This is a genomic window from Arthrobacter sp. efr-133-TYG-118 (genome assembly GCF_030209755.1).
In the GTDB taxonomy this organism is placed as follows: Bacteria; Actinomycetota; Actinomycetes; order Actinomycetales; family Micrococcaceae; genus Arthrobacter.
Genome location: NZ_JARVRH010000004.1, coordinates 433,258 through 453,865, shown reverse-complemented (window position 1 = coordinate 453,865; position 20,608 = coordinate 433,258). Strand labels below are relative to the sequence as shown.

The 20,608-nt window shown below is 64.0% G+C and carries 17 protein-coding genes; 11 read left to right on the top strand and 6 right to left on the bottom strand.

What is annotated here, in order from left to right; all coding sequences use genetic code 11:
• A partial coding sequence (locus QRN59_RS04490) for a hypothetical protein (RefSeq protein WP_284981304.1) occupies nucleotides 1-196 on the bottom strand: 196 nt, incomplete at its 3' end.
• 172 nt (nucleotides 197-368) lie between these two features.
• On the opposite strand from QRN59_RS04490, the gene QRN59_RS04485 reads away from it, so the two are divergent.
• The 10 genes from QRN59_RS04485 (at nucleotide 369) to QRN59_RS04440 (ending at nucleotide 14,377) form a co-directional block, all read left to right on the top strand.
• Nucleotides 369-851 (top strand): MarR family winged helix-turn-helix transcriptional regulator, encoded by a 483-nt coding sequence (locus tag QRN59_RS04485; protein ID WP_284981303.1) that lies wholly within the window; start codon nucleotides 369-371, stop codon nucleotides 849-851.
• 11 nt (nucleotides 852-862) lie between these two features.
• Entirely contained in the window at nucleotides 863-2,917 is a 2,055-nt protein-coding gene (locus tag QRN59_RS04480) for an MFS transporter (protein WP_284981302.1), read from the top strand.
• 216 nt (nucleotides 2,918-3,133) lie between these two features.
• Nucleotides 3,134-4,867, top strand: a complete 1,734-nt coding sequence (locus QRN59_RS04475; RefSeq protein ID WP_236815879.1) for an ABC transporter ATP-binding protein — start codon at nucleotides 3,134-3,136, stop codon at nucleotides 4,865-4,867.
• Nucleotides 4,864-6,960: an ABC transporter ATP-binding protein gene (locus QRN59_RS04470; RefSeq protein WP_284981301.1), complete on the top strand. Its 2,097-nt coding sequence runs from the start codon at nucleotides 4,864-4,866 to the stop codon at nucleotides 6,958-6,960. Before QRN59_RS04475 ends, QRN59_RS04470 begins: the two co-directional genes overlap by 4 nt.
• A 92-nt stretch (nucleotides 6,961-7,052) precedes the next feature.
• On the top strand, nucleotides 7,053-7,469 hold the full coding sequence (locus QRN59_RS04465; RefSeq protein ID WP_284981320.1) for an acyl-CoA thioesterase: 417 nt from the start codon (nucleotides 7,053-7,055) through the stop codon (nucleotides 7,467-7,469).
• 52 nt (nucleotides 7,470-7,521) lie between these two features.
• A complete protein-coding gene (locus QRN59_RS04460; RefSeq protein WP_284981300.1) occupies nucleotides 7,522-8,262 on the top strand; it encodes a copper homeostasis protein CutC in 741 nt (246 codons plus the stop codon).
• Nucleotides 8,263-8,413: 151 nt separating this feature from the next.
• Nucleotides 8,414-10,345 carry a DUF5107 domain-containing protein gene (locus QRN59_RS04455; RefSeq protein WP_284981299.1) on the top strand — a complete coding sequence of 644 codons (1,932 nt, stop codon included), beginning with the start codon at nucleotides 8,414-8,416 and terminating at the stop codon, nucleotides 10,343-10,345.
• Nucleotides 10,346-10,486: 141 nt separating this feature from the next.
• A complete protein-coding gene (locus tag QRN59_RS04450; protein WP_284981298.1) occupies nucleotides 10,487-12,721 on the top strand; it encodes an McrB family protein in 2,235 nt (744 codons plus the stop codon).
• Nucleotides 12,722-12,812: 91 nt separating this feature from the next.
• Nucleotides 12,813-14,003, top strand: a complete 1,191-nt coding sequence (locus QRN59_RS04445) for a 5-methylcytosine restriction system specificity protein McrC (RefSeq protein WP_284981319.1) — start codon at nucleotides 12,813-12,815, stop codon at nucleotides 14,001-14,003.
• A gap of 137 nt (nucleotides 14,004-14,140) precedes the next feature.
• Nucleotides 14,141-14,377: a PLDc N-terminal domain-containing protein gene (locus QRN59_RS04440; RefSeq protein ID WP_236815885.1), complete on the top strand. Its 237-nt coding sequence runs from the start codon at nucleotides 14,141-14,143 to the stop codon at nucleotides 14,375-14,377.
• On the opposite strand, the gene QRN59_RS04435 is transcribed toward QRN59_RS04440, so the two are convergent.
• Together QRN59_RS04435 and QRN59_RS04430 are read right to left on the bottom strand one after the other, a co-directional pair.
• Nucleotides 14,319-14,786 carry a very short patch repair endonuclease gene (locus QRN59_RS04435; RefSeq protein ID WP_284981297.1) on the bottom strand — a complete coding sequence of 156 codons (468 nt, stop codon included), beginning with the start codon at nucleotides 14,784-14,786 and terminating at the stop codon, nucleotides 14,319-14,321. The two genes, QRN59_RS04440 and QRN59_RS04435, sit on opposite strands and share 59 nt — an antisense overlap.
• 228 nt (nucleotides 14,787-15,014) lie before the next feature.
• Nucleotides 15,015-16,682 (bottom strand): sensor histidine kinase, encoded by a 1,668-nt coding sequence (locus QRN59_RS04430; protein ID WP_284981296.1) that lies wholly within the window; start codon nucleotides 16,680-16,682, stop codon nucleotides 15,015-15,017.
• A gap of 99 nt (nucleotides 16,683-16,781) precedes the next feature.
• Between QRN59_RS04430 and QRN59_RS04425 the strand changes: the two genes are divergently transcribed.
• On the top strand, nucleotides 16,782-17,525 hold the full coding sequence (locus tag QRN59_RS04425; protein WP_284981295.1) for a response regulator transcription factor: 744 nt from the start codon (nucleotides 16,782-16,784) through the stop codon (nucleotides 17,523-17,525).
• A 93-nt stretch (nucleotides 17,526-17,618) separates the two neighbouring features.
• On the opposite strand, the gene QRN59_RS04420 is transcribed toward QRN59_RS04425, so the two are convergent.
• The 3 genes from QRN59_RS04420 to QRN59_RS04410 are packed head-to-tail and all read right to left on the bottom strand — an operon-like array spanning nucleotide 17,619 to nucleotide 20,604.
• Nucleotides 17,619-18,722, bottom strand: coding sequence for a cytochrome P450 (locus QRN59_RS04420; RefSeq protein WP_284981294.1), 1,104 nt, complete (start codon nucleotides 18,720-18,722; stop codon nucleotides 17,619-17,621).
• Nucleotides 18,719-19,417 (bottom strand): dethiobiotin synthase, encoded by a 699-nt coding sequence (gene bioD, locus QRN59_RS04415; protein WP_284981293.1) that lies wholly within the window; start codon nucleotides 19,415-19,417, stop codon nucleotides 18,719-18,721. Before bioD ends, QRN59_RS04420 begins: the two co-directional genes overlap by 4 nt.
• Complete coding sequence (locus QRN59_RS04410) at nucleotides 19,414-20,604, bottom strand: 8-amino-7-oxononanoate synthase (protein WP_502871021.1); 1,191 nt, start codon at nucleotides 20,602-20,604, stop codon at nucleotides 19,414-19,416. Before QRN59_RS04410 ends, bioD begins: the two co-directional genes overlap by 4 nt.
• Nucleotides 20,605-20,608 lie beyond the last annotated feature (4 nt).

Genomic DNA, 20,608 nt, shown 5'->3' with positions numbered 1-20,608 from the left:
CCGCCGTCGGCGCAGGATCCGAAAGACCCCCACCCGGTCCCATGCTCACAGTCATCATCTGGCCAGACTGGGACCACCAGTTCGTCCCGGTCCCATGCGAGGCCCCGACACGCCGGGAAGCAGCGATAACCGACAAACCACCACACACCAGATCAACGAACTCGGTGCGCGCATCCGGAGGAAACAACTTGACCATGAAACGCTCCATCAATCAGAGCGTTGCTACGACCATATGACTTTGCCCCCGCCAGAGGGCATTAGCTGCCAGCTCGCGCTTGGTGTTTAACGCACCTCACACATCATTAGTTTCCCAAAGCAATCATTTTGGCTTATAGTTGCTTTAGGCAAACAAAAGTGAGGTGTCGTCCATGGCTGTCGCATCCAGCACAGCAACCGAACTCGTCCATCAGATTTTCGATCTGCAGCGGGTGCTGCGTTGCATCGTAACCGCGAACATCGCGAAGGATGCCGACGTCGGGTTCGCCCTGCAGGGCGTCATGCGCTTCATCGGCGAGGGGGAGTCCCGGGCTACGAAGCTTGCCTCCCGGCTCGGCGTCAGCCCCCCGGTCCTCAGCAGGCACATTGCCGAACTGGAGGAACTCGGTTTGGTGGTCCGGCGCCCCGATCCCGCGGACGGTCGGGCCCAGCTGGTGGCCTTGTCCGAAACCGGGATTGAGAAGGTCCGGGACTTCGAAGAACAGCGCAGCTCGAACTTGCGGGCCTACCTCTCGGAATGGAGCGAGGAAGACGCCCTGGAGGCAGGGCAGGTCCTGGAGAAACTGACCACATCACTCAACCACTCAGTCCGGGCAACGGCGGCCGGCTCCCACCACTCGAACCACACAGCTTAGGAGCAGCAGCAATGGCAACCCGAATACAAGAACGTTCGACGGCGGTGCCGGCGTCATCCGCGCCCATGACGCACCGCCAGATCATGGAGGCCTTGACTGGCCTCCTCGCGGCATTCTTCACCGCTATCCTGAGCAGCACCATCGTGGCCAACGCCCTGCCGACCATCATGTCCGATCTCCACGGCACGCAGACGGACTTCGCGTGGGTCATCACGGCCGCGCTGCTGGCCAACGCCGCCACCACGCCCATTTGGGGCAAGCTCGCCGACCTCTTCGACAAGAAGCTCCTGGTCCAGCTGAGCATCGTGATCTTCGTGGCCGGCTCGGTCATGGCCGGCTTCTCCCAGAGCATTCCCTTCCTGCTGACCGCCCGCGTCATCCAGGGCATCGCCTTGGGCGGCCTCACCGCCTTGGCCCAGGCCATCATCGGCACCATGATTCCGCCGCGGGACCGTGGCAAGTACTCGGGCTACATGGGCGCCGTCATGGCAGTCGGTACCGCAGGCGGACCGCTCCTCGGCGGCTTCATCGTTGACAGCCCGCTCGGCTGGCGCTGGACGTTCTTCGTCTGCGTGCCGCTCGCCGTCGTCGCGCTCATCCTGCTCCAGGTGACCCTCAAGATCCAGCACATCAAGCGCCCGGCCAAGATCGACTGGCTCGGCTCCATCCTGCTGACCTCGGGCGTGAGCCTGCTCCTGATCTGGGTTTCCTTCGCCGGCAACCCGGACTACTACGACTGGATCTCCTGGCAGTCCGCCCTCATGGTAGGCGGCGGCGTCCTTCTGCTGGCCCTCCTGGTACTGGTCGAATCCAAGGTGGCCCAGCCCATCATCCCGCTGAAGATCATCTCCCAGCGCACCACCGCCCTGGCGATCCTGGCCTCCGTGGCCGTCGGTATCGCGATGTTCAGCTCCTCCACGTTCCTGGGCCAGTACTTCCAGGTGGCCCGCGGCGCCACGCCCACCGAGGCGGGCCTTCTGACGCTGCCCATGATTGCCGGCAACCTTTTGGGCTCTGTGGCTTCCGGCCAGCTCATCAGCCGCTTCGGCAAGTGGAAGCGCTTCCTCCTAGCGGGTACTGTGCTGCTCGCCGGCGGCCTTGCCTTCACCGGCACCATCGACCACACCACGGAACTGTGGATCACCTGCTGCTACACCGCCATCTTCGGCCTGGGCCTTGGCTTGCTCATGCAGAACCTCGTCCTCGCGGTCCAGAACACGGTCCGCGCCCAGGACATCGGCACGGCCAGCGCGTCCGTCGCATTCTTCCGTTCCGTGGGCGGCGCGATCGGTGTTTCGGTGCTTGGCGCCATCATGGCAACGCACGTCAAGGACCTTGCCACCCAGGGCCTCGCCGCGGCGCACATCCCGGTCAGCGGCGGATCCAGCAATGCGAGCATGGACCTGACGGACTTGCCCGCCCCGATCCGCGACATCATGCGTGCCGCCTATGGCGATGCGACCGCCCAGATCTTCCTGATCTCCGCAGTCATTGCGCTGGTCGCGTTCATCGCGGTGCTGTTCATCAAGGAAGTTCCGCTGCGGAAGACCGTGGACGCAACGCCCGCGAAGGAACTGTTGGCGAACGCATCCGGCGAGGCCGGCATGACACTGGACACCTCCACGCTTCCGGTTGTCGAATCCGCAGAGCTTCCCGAAGCAGGGCTTGCCCAAGCAGCCGACGACGGCGGCACCCCCTTGGGTGCCAGCCGCGCCCGTGCGGCGGCCGAGAAAGAGCACGATGAGCTGGACCTTGAGTTTGCCCGGATACTGACCCAGGAACGGCCGGACCCGGCCGCTGGCCTGCGAGAGGTCCAGGACCAGCTGGCCCGGACCCAACGGCTGCTGGCCGAGCAACAGCTTCAGCTGAGCAGGGCCCAGCGCGAGCTCCAGCTGCGCGTCCAGGAACAGCAAGCCACCGCCGTCGAACAGTCGCGGATCGCTGAGGAGTTGGCCGTGCTGCGCAGGGAACTCAAGCGTGAGCGCCGCCGCCAGGAAAGGGCTGCCTTGCTGCTCCTCGCCGGAGATGCCCCGAGGGCAGGGGAAACCGGACGGCACGCGGGCTAACCGCCGACGGAACGCGGGCCTGGAGCCGCTCCAGCGAGCTTGGAAGCGCTGCAGCTGCTCAGCTACGCCGCAAGGATGATATTCGGCTATCGATATTTCGCTGAGGCAACGGATTTCGTAGAGTTGAGGGACTAATACTGTCAGCGCCTGCTGCTATCAATGTATTAAGTCATTCGCACTCATTCATTCGCGCACTCTCATTAAGGATCCGTGGGCATGCTTGTCACCCTGATACGGCGCTACTCCAAGCCGTATTTGCCGCAGATACTGGCCGTCATCATCTTCCAGCTGGCGTCTACCATTGCCACGCTTTACCTTCCAAGCCTCAACGCAAAAATCATCGATGAAGGGGTATCCCGGGGGGATACCAACTACATCTGGCAAACCGGAGCACTGATGCTCGCGGTCGCGCTCGGCCAGGTCATTGCGGCCATCGCGGGGGTCTATTTCGGATCCCGCGTTGCCATGGCCATGGGCCGCGACTTGCGTAGGGACGTCTTCCGCAAGGTCAGCAGCTTCTCGGCCAAGGACGTCAACAGCTTCGGCGCACCCACGTTGATCACCCGCGGCACCAATGACGTCCAGCAAGTCCAGATGCTCATGCTGATGGGCCTGAACTTCATGGTGTCCACGCCCATCATGTGTGTTGGCGGCATCATCATGGCCTTGCGCGAGGACCTCAGCCTCTCTTGGCTCGTCTGGGTCTCGGTGCCTGTCCTCGTGGCCGTGGTTGGTTACCTCGTGGTCAGGCTCATGCCGCTCTTCCGCTCCATGCAGAAGAAGATCGACGCCATCAACGGCGTCTTGCGCGAACAGATCATCGGCATCCGCGTGGTCCGGGCCTTCGTTCGTGAACCGTACGAGGCCAAGCGCTTCGGCGACGCCAACAAGGACCTCACCCTGGTTTCGGTCAAGATCGGCAACCTGTTTGTCCTGATGTTCCCGGCCATTGGAATGATCCTGCACCTTTCCACGGCGGCAGTGCTGTGGTTCGGCGGCCAAAGGGTGGACGCTGGCAACATGCAGGTGGGTTCCCTGACTGCCTTCCTGCAGTACCTCCTGCAGATCCTCATGGCCGTCATGATGGGTACCTTCATGGCCATGATGATCCCGCGGGCCTCCGTGTGCGCGGACCGCATCGGCGAGGTTCTCGACGTCGAACCCTCCATCCACGACCCGAAGGCGCCAGTGGCGCCCGCCGAAAAGAAGGGGCGCGTCGAATTCCGCGACGTCACTTTCAAATACCCCGGCGCTGAAGCTCCCGTGTTGAGCAACATTTCCTTCACCGCGGAGCCGGGCCAGACCCTCGCCATCATCGGCTCCACCGGCGCAGGCAAGACCACCTTGGTGTCGCTGCTGCCGCGCCTGTACGACGTCGCATCCGGCGACGTATTGCTCGACGGCGTCCCGGTCACCAGCCTTGACCGGGATGAAATCACCAGTCGCGTAGCCACGGTGCCGCAGAAGCCGTACTTGTTCTCCGGAACCATCGAGCACAACCTGCGCTTCGGCAAGACCGACGCCACGGATCAGGAGCTCTGGGATGCCCTGGAAACCGCGCAGGCCAAGGACTTCGTCATGGAAAAGTCCTCCGGCCTCAACCGTCGGGTGGCCCAGGGCGGCACCAACGTCTCCGGCGGCCAGAGGCAGCGCCTCTGCATCGCCCGGGCCCTGGTGACGCAGCCCAAGGTCTACCTCTTCGATGATTCCTTCTCGGCCTTGGATGTGGCCACGGACGCCCGCCTTCGCAGGGCGCTGAAGGAAAAGACGCAGGATGCCACGGTCATCATCGTGGCCCAGCGCGTCTCGACCATTGCGGACGCGGACCAGATCCTGGTCCTGGACAACGGCAGAATCGTTGACCGCGGCACCCATGAAGAACTCTTGGAAACGTCACCCACGTACCAGGAGATCGTCGAATCCCAGCTGAGCGCGGAGGAAGTGGCATGAGCGAACAGAATCAGCAAAAGCGCGGCTGGGCCGCGAAATCCGAAGCAGCGAAGGCTGCGCGCGAAACCGCGGAAGCGAAGGATGCAGACGCATCGGGTGCCGTAACAGCCGTGGAAGATGACGACATCGAGGAAACCGAATACACCCCGGGCGAAGCCGACGGCGGCATGTTCGGCAACCTGCCGGCCAAGAAGGCCAAGGCTTTCGGACCGTCGGCCAATCGGCTTCTCGGGCTGCTCAAGCCGGAGGCTGCCGGGGTGGTCTTCGTTATCGGCCTCGTTGTGGTCTCCGTCGTCTTGAACGTCATCGCCCCGAAGATCCTCGGCAGTGCCATGGACGTCATCTTCGGCGGCGTCATGGGCAAGCAATTGCCTCCAGGCGTGAGCCAAGCGGCTTTCGCCGAAGGCCTCCGTCAGGCGGGCCAGAACAACTTCGCGGACATGGTCTCCAAGATGGAGCTCACCAACGGGATCAACTTCTCCAAGCTCACGTTCCTGATCTCGATCGTGCTCTTGATGTACTTCGTGGCCAACATCTTCCTGTGGGCCCAGGGCTACATCCTGAACAAGATCGTCATGAAGGTCATCAACCGGCTCCGCAACGACGTCCAGGCCAAGCTCAACCGCTTGCCCCTGAACTACTTCGACACCCGCCAGCGCGGCGACATCCTCTCCCGCGTGACCAACGACGTCGACAACGTGCAGCAAGGGCTGCAGCAGGCGTTCGCGCAGCTGGTCAGCTCGGTGCTGACGGTCTTCGGCATCACCATCATGATGTTCATCGTTTCCTGGCAGCTCGCCCTGATCGCGCTTGTTGCCTTGCCGCTCTCCGGTGTCCTCGCCGGCGTGATTGGCTCGCGCAGCCAGAAGCTCTTCGCCGCCCAGTGGAAGAACACCGGCTCGCTCAACGGCCAGATCGAGGAATCGTTCTCGGGCCACGAGCTCGTCAAGGTCTTCGGGCGCGACGCGGACATGCTGGAGCGTTTCGACGAACGAAACGAAGCCTTGTACAAGGCCTCGTTCGGGGCACAGTTTGTTTCGGGCATCATCTTCCCGGCCATGAACTTCGTCTCGTACCTCAGCTACGTGGGCATCGCCGTCGTCGGTGGTTTGCGTGTGGCCTCCGGTTCCATGAGCCTTGGCGACGCCACGGCCTTCATCCAGTACTCGCGTGAATTCACCCAGCCCCTCGGCCAGATCGCCGGCATGGCCAACATGCTCCAGTCCGGTGTGGCTTCCGCTGAGCGCGTTTTCGAGTTCCTGGATGCCGATGAGGAAATGCCGGAGAACGCGGCCCGTCACTTGCCCCCGCGCACGGACGGCCATGTCGAGTTCGAGAACGTGTCCTTCAGCTACGTTGCCGACAAGCCGCTCATCGAGAACCTTTCCCTCAGCGCGGAGCCCGGTCACACCGTGGCGATTGTCGGACCCACTGGTGCGGGGAAGACCACCCTGGTCAACCTCGTCATGCGGTTCTACGAGCTCAATTCGGGGCGTATCACCCTGGACGGCGTGGACATCAAGGAGCTGAGCCGTTCCGAACTTCGCTCCAAGGTGGGAATGGTGCTTCAGGACGCCTGGCTGTTCGGCGGGACCATTTACGACAACATCAAGTACGGCAACCTCGACGCCACCGAGGAACAGATCATGGAGGCGGCCAAGGCGACCTACGTGGACCGCTTCGTTCGTGCCCTGCCGGATGGCTACCAGACCATCATCGACGAGGAAGGCAACAACGTCAGCGCGGGCGAGAAGCAGCTCATCACCATTGCGCGGGCCTTCGTTTCCGATCCCTCGCTGTTGATCCTGGATGAGGCCACGAGCTCCGTTGACACCCGAACCGAGCTGCTGTTGCAGAAGGCCATGGCCGCCCTCCGCACGGATCGCACCAGCTTTGTCATCGCCCACCGTTTGTCCACCATCCGCGACGCCGACACCATCCTGGTGATGGAAAACGGCAGTATCGTGGAGCAGGGCAACCACAACCAACTGCTCACATTGCAGGGCGCGTACTACCGCCTGTACATGTCGCAGTTTGCTGGTGAGGATGCCGAGGAAACTGTTGTGGATGACTCGACGGCGGTGCACAGCTGAGCGCGGATACCGGAATAGTGGCAGGGGCGGATCCGAACGCTACGGAAACTCCGGAGACCGCCCCCGGCCAGCGCATCAAGGTGCATGTGCCGATGCGTTGGGGAGACATGGACGCGTACGGGCACATCAACAACGTCCAGATCGTGCGCATTCTCGAAGAGGCCCGCATCGCGGCCTTCGGTCCGCCGCGCGGTGCCGGACTCCCCGGAGTGGAACCGCCGGTGTCCGTTTTCGACTCTGTTGAAGACGGGGTCATGACCCTTGTGGTGGAGCACAAGGTCCGGTACGTCCGGACCTTGGAATACCGGAACATTCCGGCAGTTGTTGAGATCTGGGTCGGCGCCGTGAAGGGGGCCAGCTTTGACCTCCATTACGTCATCAAAGATCCCGTGACCGGACAGGACTGCGTCAACGCCAGTACCCATCTGGCGTTCGTCGACGAGTCCACGGGCCGTGTCCGCAGGCTCACTCCCGAGCAGAAGCAGCAGTTGGAGCCCTATCGGGCCTAGCGAAGCATTGCAAGCAGCGCCCTGTGCATCCCGGTGGCCGTAGAGTTTCCCCATGAAACTCGAGATCGTCGCCGTCGGTGCCCAGGGCGCTGCCGTTGCCGCTGAAGAAGGCGCGGACCGGATTGAACTTTGCAGCGCCTTGGAGCTCGGGGGACTGACCCCGAGCCAAGGGCTGATGGAAGCCGCACAGGAAGCAGCCGACGGACGGGTGGAGATCCACCCGCTGATCCGTAGCCGGCCGGGAGATTTCCTGTACTCCGCCGCCGATTTGGACACGATGGACCGCGAGATCCGGTTCCTCCTCTCCCAAGGAGCTCATGGAGTGGTGATCGGAGTCCTCACGCCTGCCGGTGAAATCGACGTCCGGGCCACTCGAAAGCTCGCAGACACGGCCTTGCAGGCCAACCCCGATGCCCAACTGACATTCCACCGGGCCATCGACCAAACCCCGGACCCAGCGGCCGCCGTCGAGCAGCTCGTGGAACTTGGATTCACGCGGGTGCTCAGCTCCGGCGGCGCCGCCACGGTGGGGGAGGGGATTGCGACCCTTGAGCGCATGGTCCAGCGCACAGCGGGGCGGCTTGAGGTCATGGCAGGCGGCGGACTCGCCCTGGACGATATCCCTGTCCTGCACGCGGCAGGACTGAGCGCGGTCCATTTGTCAGCCAAGACCACGGTTTCCACCCGGAAGACACTGGACAGTTCCGTCGATGCCCCGGCTACTTCAGACCCGACGGCGTACATGGTCACCAACCGGGATCTTGTACGGGCCGCCCGCGCCGCCTCCCGCTGACGCCCCCAACTAGCTAGCAGTTAATGTCGTTATGGGCGCTCATAACGGCATTAAGTGCGAGTCAGTTGGGTGGTTCCCTTTACACGGCGTCGACTTGGGTCAAAGATGGGTGAAGCATTGCGATCGAAAATAGCCTCCAGGAGTCATAAAGATGCAAAACCTGAGCTTCTCCACCATCACCCTGAACATGGCGGAGTTGGGCCCGAATAGCCCGCTGCCGGTGGTCGTGGCTGAACTGGACCAGCCATACAGAATCGGCGACGGCGTCCCGGAGGAACTGCAGGCTGCGTCCCGCTACGGGCAAGTTCCGAACATGTTCCCGTATTTGATGCAGGACGGTTACTCCCGCGAACGGACCGCCCACGACGTGCCCGCCGTCGTGCTTGAAAACAGCAAACTGCGTGCCGTCGTCCTCCCCACTTTGGGCGGCCGGCTGTGGGAGCTCTTCGACAAGGCGTCGGGAAAGCAACTCCTCCACACCCACGGGACCCTGCAATTCGCCAACATCGCGCTGCGCAAGGCGTGGTTCGCCGGCGGGCTCGAATGGAACATCGGCACCCGCGGGCACTCGCCCACCACCTGCGATCCGGTGCACACCGCCATCGTCAAGACGCCCGAGGGCCACGACGTCCTGCGCATGTGGGAGTTCGAACGCCTCCGCGAGGTGGTTTTCCAAGTGGACATGTGGCTTCCTGAGGACTCGGACGTCCTCCTCACGGCAGTCCGGATCAGGAACCCCCATGATCACGAGGTCCCCATGTACTGGTGGAGCAACGCGGCGGTTCCCGAGACGGCTGAAACGCGCGTCATCGCGCCCGCGACGGAGGCTTTCGGCAGCGATTACACCACCGACATCGCCCGCGTCCGGCCCACGGAACACCAAGGCACGGATGCCACATGGCTGGTCAACAGCCCGCACGCCGCGGATTTCTTCTTCGACATCCAGCCCGGCCACCGGCATTGGATCGCCGCTGTCGATCACGACGGCGACGGCCTAGCCATGCTGTCCACCAGCCTCCTGCGCGGGAAGAAGCTGTTCGTGTGGGGCCAGGGCGACGGCGGGAAGCGCTGGCAGGAATGGCTCAGTCCCGGAGCCGGGCCCTACGCGGAGATTCAGGCCGGTCTGGCGCAAACCCAGTTCGAGCATCTGGCCATGCCTGCCGGCGCCGAGTGGAGCTGGGTAGAGGCCTACGGCAACGCGAAGCTGGACCCCGCAACCTCCCACGGCCAGGACTGGGATGCGGCCGTGACCCACGCCGGTGCCCGGCTCGAAGAACTCGTCCCGGATGCGGAGCTCGAAGTCGCCCTCGCGGAAGCCGCGCGGAACTATGAGCTGCCCCCGGACGAGATGCTGGTGCGCGGCAGCGCTTGGGGTGCTTTGGAGAGTGCCCGACGGCGGCACTCAGGCCGTGGGTGGCTGGACGAAATCGGCGCTCCCTTCGCCGACGAGGCAACCCCTGAGGCCATCGAGGAAACAGGTCCTTGGCACAGCCTGTTGGATGGAGCGAGTTTCCTTGGCGCTGCGAGTTTCGTTGCTGGAGCCGATTGGGAAGAACTGCTAGCCAAAGATGGCGGGGCGGAAGCGCAGTTCCACCTGGCCACGATGATGCACGCCCGGCAGGACCTCCCCGGGGCGATCGCCGGATACGACGCCGCCCTGCTGGACGACGCCCTCTCGCCACGTTCCACGGTCCTCGCCCACCGGGGCCGGGCCCTTGCGCTGCTAGCCACCGACAAGGCCGACGAAGGCTTGGCTGAACTTGCCACAGCGATTCGGCTGGAGCCCTCCAACATCCCACTGCTCAGCGAAGCCATGACCCTCAGCATCCGGCACGGAAACCCCGCCCAAGCGCTCGCCCTGGCGAGCGAGGCACCTGCTGGAATGTCCGACGTCGGACGCGTCCGCTTCCTGACGGCGCTCGCCCTCGCGGGCGTCGGCAAGGGCACGGAGGCGGGAGGGATGCTGCGGGACGGCGTCGAGATACCGGACATCCGGGAAGGCGAGGACGGGATCGCCGCCCTGTGGGAGGAAGTGTGCCCCGCGGAGCCGGTGCCCGCCAGCTACCGCTTCGGAATGCATTGAATTCGGGGTGGACCGGCGCGGGACGTATGCGGCAGGAGGCAAGATGTGGGACGCATGTGGCAGAACGCGTGAGGCGGGACGCATGTGGCGGGGGTGCCGGCTTTGCTGATGCCAGCACCAAGACAAACCATGTAAGTTGGCATGGTGACTCCCTCCACCAAACCCCCACTGACCCGTGCCCCCGGTATCTCCAAGGAGATCGAAGATGCGGCGTGGTTCGTGCTGGGCCCGGGGCTGCAAGGCAAGGCTTCGGCGCTCGACGCCAGTACCCGCACTTGGACTGTGGACGCGGCCGGCGAGCTCCTGGAATGCTTGGAACGCGGCGTCGGAGACGCCAAGGCGCCCATGATGACCAACCTACGCCAAAACCTGGAAGGAGCTTCGCGCGAGGCCAAGTTGCTCGCGGTCGAACTCCTCTTCCTGCAGTCCCTGCCTCTGGCGCACGAGGTCAAATCGCTCAAGGTGAAGCGCGCCCGCGTTGCCGAAGCCGCGTCCTGGCTCGATCCGGAGCTCGAACTCCCGAAGGAGCTGTACCAGGGGATGACCGATCACGGCGTTATCCGTGACCGGACGGCGGAATTCAACTGGACCATCTGGGACCACCTCACCTGGCTGTGCCGGTTCGTGGCGCACGTCGACGGCCAATCCAACGCGAGCATCAACAAGGCCCTCAAGGACCCGCTGAAATTCCACGAACTCGCTGCGGCAACCCCCGAGGACCAGCCGGCCATCCGGCGCAGCATCGAGTACTTGGCGTGGCCAAGCTACTTCGAGCCCGTGGTCGCCGACGTTGAGCGGCGTGAAATCCGGGACGCTTTCGCTTCGCTCGTTGGCGGCGCCCATGGCGAAACGGAAACCGACATCACCGCGGACGTTCACCGCATCCGGCTGTACCTGGACGAACAGGCCGGCCAACGCATCGATTGGTACGACCGCCAGCTTGTCAGCCAGTGGCGCAAAGTGGGAGATCCCGGCCGCCGTGCGTGGCTGCTGCGCACGCACCAGGACTCCGCCGAGCTCCTTGCCGCTTGGCGGGACGAGGAAAAGGCAACGCTCGACGTCGAACACCTCCGCGAACTCACCCCCGGCGTGACAGCAGGCCTGGTCCAGCATGCCGTGGACGAGGACTACAAGCACCTCGGCTACGTGGAGCGTGAGGACACCAAAACCGCTGTTTTCGCGTTCCTGACCGTGATGAAGCCCGGCGACCTCGCACTGTTCCAGAACTCCGGAGCCATCAGGATCGGCGTGGTCCTGGGCGAACCGGAACACAACGAGGACAACCGCCGGCTCCGTCGCAAAGTGCGTTGGTTCGATGAGACCCACCCGATTGCCGAGGCGCCGCGGCACGTCCAGCGACAGCTCTCCACCTCGGGGATCGTCGTGGACGTCACCAGGGTCATCCAGTCGCTGCAGTCCCTCCTGCCCGCCGAAGCCGAATCCGACGGCGAGGAAACCGCCGCCCCGGACGCCGTCGTCGAGCCCGTGATTGAAGGGTTCCGACCCCTCACCGAAGAGTTCGCGGCGTCCCTCCACATGGAGCTCGAGCCGCTCACCGAGATTGCCGAACTCCTGGAGGAGAACCGCCAACTGGTGCTCTACGGCCCTCCCGGAACCGGAAAGACCTACCTCGCCAAGCACTTGGCCGCCGAACTCGCCGGAGACAGCACCGACGAGCGCGTGAAGCTGGTGCAGTTCCACCCGTCCTACGCATACGAGGACTTCTTCGAGGGATACCGGCCGGACAAGACCGACGACGGCCAAGTTTCGTTCAAGCTCGTGGCCGGACCCCTGCGGCGCCTCGCGGAAGAAGCCGCGAAGCCCGGGAACTCCAACAAGCCGTACTTCCTCATCATCGACGAGATGAACCGGGCCAATCTCGCCAAGGTATTCGGTGAGCTGTACTTCCTGCTGGAATACCGCGACGACCGCATCTACCTCCAGTACAGCCCCAACGAACCGTTCAGCCTGCCGGACAACCTCTACATCATCGGCACCATGAACACGGCGGACCGCTCTATCGCCATGATGGATGCGGCCATCCGCCGCCGCTTCGCGTTCGTGGAATTGCACCCGAAGGTGGAACCGATCCGCGGTTCGCTCCGGCGCTTCCTCACTGCCCGCGGCCTGGACACCCTCAACGCGGACCTGCTTGACGCCCTGAACGACTCCATCGACGACTGGGACCGGGACCTGATGATCGGCCCCTCCTACTTCATGAAGAACGCGGCCCAGAATCCCGCCGGGCTGCGCCGGATCTGGAAGTACGAACTCATGCCGCTCCTGGAGGAGCACTACCACGGTCAGTTGAACCGGGCCCAGCTGGAGGAGCGCTTCGGGCTGGACCAGTTGTTGGGTCGACTTGCGGTCCGCTAAGACTGCGCCACCGCGTCCGGCCCGCGCCCCGGGTATCGGAAAGCCTGCGGCCCGCGCTTCAACGAAGGCTCCGGCTGTGCGGCACATCGTCATGGACGAGCTCTCCGGTGGCATCGTGGAAAAGCTTGATCCGGACACCGCGGCTCTCCTCAACTCAAGCGGACTCGCTAAGGCCTCACCCATGGGGATGGGCCTCTACCGCGTTGAGCCCGTGGGCAAGGTCGGGTCTGTGCGGACGCCGACCGTTCAGTTCGAGGTGCGGCCCAAGGACCGCCTGGGCTTGAACCGGCTGCTGTTCCTCCTCAGCTACGCCGGGGACCAGGGCTTCCGCGAGGAATCCGTGGCTGCCGTCGAGCACAAGGACTTGTGGAGCGCCCTGGCCGAGTCTCTCGCCCAACTGGCGGAGCGGGCCCTCAGCCGGGGTCCGCTGCAGGGGTACCTCACCGTGGACGAGTCCCTCCGGACGGTCAAAGGCCGCATCCGGATCTCGGACCAGATCTCGCGCCGCCCCGGGATGCTGGTTCCGCTGGAAGTCTCCTACGACGAATTCACCGAGGACATTGCCGAGAACCGTATCCTGCGTGCTGCGCTTGAGCGGATGGGCAAGGTTCCCGGCGTGCGGCAGAACGTCCTGAGCCGCTTGCGGCAGCTCAAGGGAAAGCTCGACGCCGTCACGCGCCTGCAGTCCGGGGCGCCGCTCCCGCGGTGGCAGGCCAACCGGATGAATCTCCGCTATCATCCCGTCCTCCGCTTGGCCGAGCTCATCCTGCGGAATGCCTCTGCCGAAGCGGGCGAAGGGAAGCAGCAGACCGCTTCGTTTGTAGTGGACATGTCCACTGTGTTTGAGGAATTCGTGGGTGTGGCTTTGCGGGCGGCCATGCGGGCACATCCGGGTGAAATGCGGCTCCAATACGGCGCCACCCTTAACGAGGCTGTCCGGGATTCGGACCGGCTCACAGTGCGCCCCGACGCCGTGCATTTCCTGGGTGGCCGGCCCGTGGTGGTTTACGACTCCAAATACGCCGCGGCCACGGATTCCGGGGCATCGCTGAACGCGGACCATTACCAACTCCTGGCCTACTGCACTGCCTTGCAAGTGCCCACGGCGTGGCTGGTCTATGCGGGAAAGGGAGAGATGAAGTTGCGTCGGATCCTCAACACGGACATCGACATTGTGGAGTACCCACTGGACTTGTCGCGGCCACCAGCCGAGATTCTTGCCTCCGTCACTGACCTGGCCCAGCAGTCCTGGGGAGAAGTGGTGCGCCAGGCGCGCCTGTAACGGGCCGCAGAAGGGGCCTCCGCCGCCCGGGTTCCCTGGCCGAGCGCAGCGAGGTTAGGGAAGCGGTGGGGATCAGTTCCGTCAGTGCCGGAGTCGGACTAGCCTGAGAAAACAGTCATTCCCTGGATGGAGGCATCATGCACGGCAAGAAAAAGAAGAAGTCCTGGAAGGACATGACCCCTGGGCAACGGGTGGGCATGCTCGTGGTGGGCGCGGGGCAGTTGGCGCTGCTCGTCGCGGCACAACGCAGCATTTCCAAGACCCCCGCGGCCCAGATCAGGGGAAACAAAGCCGTATGGCGGGCCGCAAGCTTCATCAATTTCTTCGGGCCGCTGAGCTACTTCCTGTTCGGCCGCCGTCGAGGAACTGCGTGAGCTGAATCTCCAAAGCCGAACGGTCGCGCAGTTCGCATTCCCACACGGTGAGAACCTCCCATCCTGAGGCCCTCAGCAGTTCGCGCTGTCCGGCGTCGCGCTCCCGGGTCCGGTTGCGCTTGGCTGCCCAGAAATCCGCGTTGCCGGTCGGTGCGTGCTGGCCAGCCTTGCAATCGTGGAAGTGCCAGAAGCATCCGTTCACGAATATCACCTTGCGCCGGCCTGCAAACACGAGATCCGGGCTGCCGGGCAACTTCCCGCCCGCGGCCCGGCCATGGAGCCGATACCGGTAACCCTTGGCATGCAAGAGCCGACGGACCAAGAGCTCGGGCTTGGTGTTCTTGCCCCGGATCTTGGACATGTTCAGGCTGCGTTGCTCAGGCGTCAGCAGGTCGCGGCTCTCGCCCATATCCTCAGTCTACGCAGCGCACCCTGCAACGCCCGCTCACTTATACAGGCACTTCCTGCGACGCTCGCTCACGTATGTGGCCAAAACCAAAAACCCTCGATCACATGATGTGAGCGCGGATCGGACGGGGAATGGCTCATAGGTGAGCGGGGGTTGGCCCGGAATGGCTCATAGGTGAGCGGGGGTTGGTCGGGGGTGGCTTGTTTGTGAGCGGGGGTCGCAGGAGGGTCAGGCCGGAACGCGGAAAGTGAAGGTTGTTCCTTGGCCCGGGACACTCTCGAGGCCAATGGTCCCGCCGTGGGCATCGACGATTGCCTTGCAGATGGAAAGCCCCAGACCGACACCTTGAATGGCCGTGTTGCGGACGTTTCCGGCCCTGAAATACCGGGTGAAGGCATCGGCTTGGTCCTGCTTGTCCATACCCATGCCGGTGTCCTTGATGTGGCACACCAGCGCGTTTTCCTCTCGCAGCAGCGTGACGCGGACGTCGCCGCCGTCGGGAGAGTATTTGATGGCGTTGGAGATGAGGTTGTCCAGCACCTGGGAGATACGGTTGGCATCCACATGTGCCTCCAGGCGTTCCGGGGCGTCGATGTGAAGCCGCACTCTGCCGTCGTTCGCTTTCGGCTTGGCCGAGGCGACACTCGACTTGACGAGTTCGGATACGTCTACCGCGTGCGGCTGAACGATCAAGTGGCCAGAGCGGACTGCCAAGAGGTCGGAGACGAGGGAGAGGAGCCGGTCCGCGTTTCGTTGCACAATCTCAAGTTGCTGCACCACCCACGTCGGGAGGTTCTCAGCCTCTTCCAGCACAAGGTCCACGTACCCTGTGATGGACGTCAGCGGCGTGCGGAACTCATGGGAGACGTTCGAGACGAAATCGTCTTTCGCGGCGAGCGCGTCCACCAGGGCTGTGACGTCGCCGAAAACGAGCACTGAACCTAGGTAGTTGCCGTCGCTGTCCTTCATGGACCGCGCGCTGGTGGTGAAGGCGCGCTGCTCCCTGCCCGTCCCGACCCAGACGAGGTAGTCCGTGAACTCCTGCCTCAAAGCAGCACGACGCATCGGCCGGCGATCAGGCTCCGTGGGGGTCACCCGGTCCGCGTCGAAAACCAAAAGCTGTGGCTCGCCGTGGCGATCGCTGTCTCCAGAAGCCTCGAGCACTTGGTTCTCCCGCTGCTTGCGGTTCGCCATCATTTCGCGCCCGTCGGCGTCAATAGCCACGACGCCAAGGTGGACGGTTTCAAGAACTGTGTTGAGCAATCGTTCCTTCTGCTGGCTGTCCTCCAGGGCCCGGAGCAGCGCGGCGTCCCTTTCCTCAAGGCGCTTTTGCTGCACGACCATGCTCTGGGTCATCACGCTGATGGAGACGCCGATGCCGAGCATCATGATGGGCAACAGCAATCCGCGCAGCAGATCCTGCGGCGTGTACGTTCCATGGAGGAATTGCGGCATCCAAATCATGGCGAGTGGCCCCAGGAAGGAAACAACCAGGGCAGAGCGTCGATACAACCCCGAGGCGCAGAGCCAAATGACGGGAAAGACGGTCAAGAGACTGATTCCGATGGGGCTGTCTTGGCCTCCTTCACGTCCCAGCCCGATGGACACCACGTCGAGGAGTGGGATAGCCAGGAATGTCGGAAAGGGGAGCCTGTCCCAGGGAACGGCGTAACAGAGGACCCAGGCAGCAGCTTGGGTAGCCAGAAAGATGACAAAAAGGGGATTGCCGAGGGTTGCGGGGAAATAGATGGCCACTAGTACCGCGGTGAGGCAAACTGTCACGGTCAGTGGCAATTGGCTGAGTGCAACGCGATCCTTGAGTGAGTACTCGTGGAAGGCATGCTGAAAGAACATCACCCGGCCGTTTTTGGCATCCCATTCAAACGGGCGTTTCATAAGGTCAAAATTCGCAATTGTTCAAGGTCATGTCGCATGCCAGAAAGGATACCGGCAGCCCGATATACTTCCATTCGTAGCGGGCTGGGAGGGCTGCAAATGACTGAATTGCGGGTTGGGCTTGTCATAGAAGACGATCACGACATCCGGGAATTGGTCCGCGTTGTCCTCAGCCAGGCCGGCTTCGAGGTTCACATGGCGACGAGCGGCGCAGCCGGTATCCGGGCAGCGCGTGATTTAAGGCCACACGTCATCACCCTGGACTTGGGCTTGCCCGATATTGATGGCTTCGAGGTGGCACGCCAGGTCCGGAACTTTTCCGATGCATATATCGTCATGTTGACGGCCAGGGCCGACGAGCTGGATACGCTCTTGGGCTTGGAATCCGGCGCTGACGACTATTTGACCAAACCTTTCCGGCCCCGCGAGCTTCGTGCCAGGGTGGCAGCCATGATGCGCCGCCCGCGCTCAGGAGCAGCGGCAATCCATTCAGGAGAGGCTCCGCCTTCCCAGCGGACTTTCCGGCACAACGGGCTGGTATTCAGTTACGCGACCCGGACCGTTTCCATCGACGGCCAGGACGTACGGCTGACCCCCACGGAGTTCGACCTCCTGCACTCATTGCTTGAGGCAGGCCGCACGGTCTTGAGCAAAGCGGACCTTGTGCGCCGCCTCCGGAACGAACCTTACGACGTCGGGAACTACACGAGCGACGCCGACGAACGGTCCGTCGAAGTCCACATTGGCAACCTTCGCCGCAAGCTCGGCGACGACGCGCAGAACCCGCGCTGGCTGCAAACAGTCCGCGGCGTTGGCTATCGGCTGGCGCCCGCAAGAACATGAACCCCTTCGGCAACCCTTAAGTAAATCTTGGGGCACGGACCCGCGTTCGTCAGATGTGAGCGAGCGTTGGGGAATTTGGGTGCACCGACTTCCTTAAAGCTCGACGCTGACCGTCCGTGGCGCTTGGAAGGACAGCAGGCGGAGCCACTCGGGGTTCGGTTCTGCCAAACTAACACCTGGCAGTGCTGCCGCAGTTTCCTGCACGACGACGGCGGCCTCCAGTTCCGCGAGCTTCGCACCAAGGCAACGGTGAATGCCTGAGCCGAAGGCCAGCCCGTACGCCGTAGGACCTTGCTCCGACAATGAGTGGTTCCCTGTGAGTTCCAAGAGGATTTCGGCGCCGGCGGGTACATGTTCGTCGTCGAGGACCGTGTCCTCTGCCGCAACCCGACGCCATGTAGGAACGGAAGATTCCGTGGCCAAAACATGCCGGATGAGATCCCGGGCCGTGGTGCCGGAAGGGGCGTCCTTCCAGGCAAAGCCGACTGATCCCTCGGCAAGCCTAAATAGTGCCGTGCTGATGAGCTGAGTGGTGGTTTCCTGCCCCGCGATAAGCAGGAAGTAGCCGAGTGAACAGATCTCGGGAGTGCTGAGACCGTGTTCCGCCAAGGAGCCGAAGAGATTCCGCCCCGGCGACGCCACTGCCTCGAGGACGAGTTCCCGCAGCCAGCCGTAGAACGCTGCCGCGCTGTGTGACAGTTCCAGTTGCCGCTCGGGATCCGGCCAGCCCCAGAAGAGTTCCAGGGAGTCCAGGCTCCACGCTTTTAGCTCCGGAAGGTCGCGCACCGGGAGACCCAGAAGCTCCAACATCACGATCGCCGGCGGGTTCGCGGCCACGGCCTGCACCAGGTCCACCTGCCCGTCCACCTTCAGCAGCCCGGCCGCCGTCGCAGCCGCATCCCGCGCGATCCCGCGAATACGTGGTTCGAAAGCGCCAACCGTTGCCGGGGTAAAGAATCCGGCCACCACCTTGCGGATGCCTGCATGGGAATCGCTGTGGTTGCTGGCCAGCACGGGCGGCAAGGCGAAGCGGGCACGCTGCAGGACGCGCAAGGACGGTCCGGACAACGGTGTCACAGCGATAAGGGCGTTCGCCGGACCGAAGTCATCCGGCCGGTGCAGGACCTGCCGCACTGCCGCGGGCTCCCGCAGCACGATATACGGGCACGTCTGGCCGCTGGCAGAAGAGGCGCTCATGACCAGGCTCCGTTCAAGCAGTCCAAACCGCTAAACCAGTCCACACTCGCCGCCCTGAACGTCACCGGTGGGAGGTCCGCAGCGCGTTCCGGGAGCACTCCAAGGAGCGGCCCCAACGCACCGAGCGTCGCCCGGTTGCCGTGCTCCAGCACGCCAGGGTCGTCCGGCCAGGTTCCCAGAATCACGCCATGGATGCCCAGGTCCCTGCGTTCCAGGGCCTCGAGCGTCAGTGCCGTATGGTTCAGGGTTCCCAAGGCGGGGCGGGCAACCACCACAAAAGTCGCATCAATCCCAAGGTGACTGCCCAGATCTGCCAGCGTGCCGCCGTCGGGGTCTAGCTCCACGAGGAGACCGCCGGAACCCTCCACCAGGACATGGTCATGCATGCTGGCCAGTTCCCGGACGCGTGCGGCGTGGTCCGCCAGCGAGGGCAGCGTGACCCCGTCAAGGGCTGCTGCGGGCACCGGGGCAAGGGGTTCTTGAAGCACGACGCCGGCCTCGGCCGTGAGTGGTCCGGCCAAGCGGGTGATTTCGGCGCAGTCGGAGTCGCCCGCCACGTCGCCGCTCTGGCAAGGCTTATACACGGCTACAGACCGGCCCCCAGCCTGCAGCGCGGACGCAAGTGCCGCCGTCGCGACCGTCTTGCCGACGCCGGTGTCCGTTCCGGTGACCAACACTATTGGTGGCAGTTTCATGGCGTTTCCTCCAGGATGCGGCGCAACGTTGCGCACGCGTAATCGATGTCGTGGGGAGTCAGGGTGGCGCGTGCCGTCAGCCGGAGGCGCGAGACGCCGTCGGGAACCGATGGCGGGCGGAAGCAGCCGATTCGGACACCCGCCCGGTGGGCCGCCTGGCTCGCCGCAAGTGCGGCAGCGGCGGAGGGCATGGGGATGGATTGCACGGCACCAGCCGTCTGAATCGGTGAGCCGTCCGGCCCGACGGCGGCGCCGCGCCGCTGTAGGGTTGGCGCGTGTAGCGCTGGCGCCAGTCCCGCCGTGAGGCTGGCAGAGTTCCGATGGACAGCCGCCGCACGCCACGGTTCCGCGCGGATGATTCCGACGGCGGCCAGCGCAGCCGCGGTCGACGCTGGGGCAAGCCCGGTGTCGAAAATGAAACTGCGGGCCCTGTTGACGAGGTGTTCGCGGAGCAGGGCACTGCCCAGGACGGCACCTCCCTGGCTGCCTAACGACTTGGAAAGCGTTGCCGTCAACACCACGTTGGGGTGGGCGGAAAGATCCGTTCCAGCCACCGAGCCGTGACCCTGAAACGCGCCGCAGCCCGCAACACCGAGGCTGTGGGCCTCGTCCACGAGGAGCATCGCGTCATGCTCTTCGGCCAATGCCAGCAGCTGGGGGAGCGGGGCGGCGTCGCCGAAGACGCTGTAGATGGACTCGACCGCGATCAAGGCCCGGGGTTCAGTGCGGGTGCGCAGCTGGTGCCCGGTTGCGCCGGGGTCGTTGTGCGGAACCGTTTCCACCCTCGAACGGCTCAGCCGGAAACCGTCAATCAGCGAAGCGTGGCAATGTTCGTCGGCAACGATGAGGGTCCCGGGGCCGCCGAGCGCCGTCGTGACGCCCAGATTGGCCAAGTAACCGGACGAGAAGACCAACGCTGATTCCATGCCTGTCAGGTCCGCGAGCCCGGACTCGAGCTCCAGGTGCAGCGCAGTGGTTCCGGCAACCAGCCGCGAGGACGTGGCACCGGTTCCCCAACGGCCGATCGCTTCCCGGGCAGCCTCTGCCAACCTCGGGTCTGTCGCGAGGCCAAGATAGTCGTTGCTGGCCAGATCCACCTCCGGGTCCCCACCGAGGCGCGTCGTGGGCGTGCGGGCAAGGCCCCGGCGCTCGCGGACCGCGGCCTGCTGTTCCAACCACGCGGTCATGGAC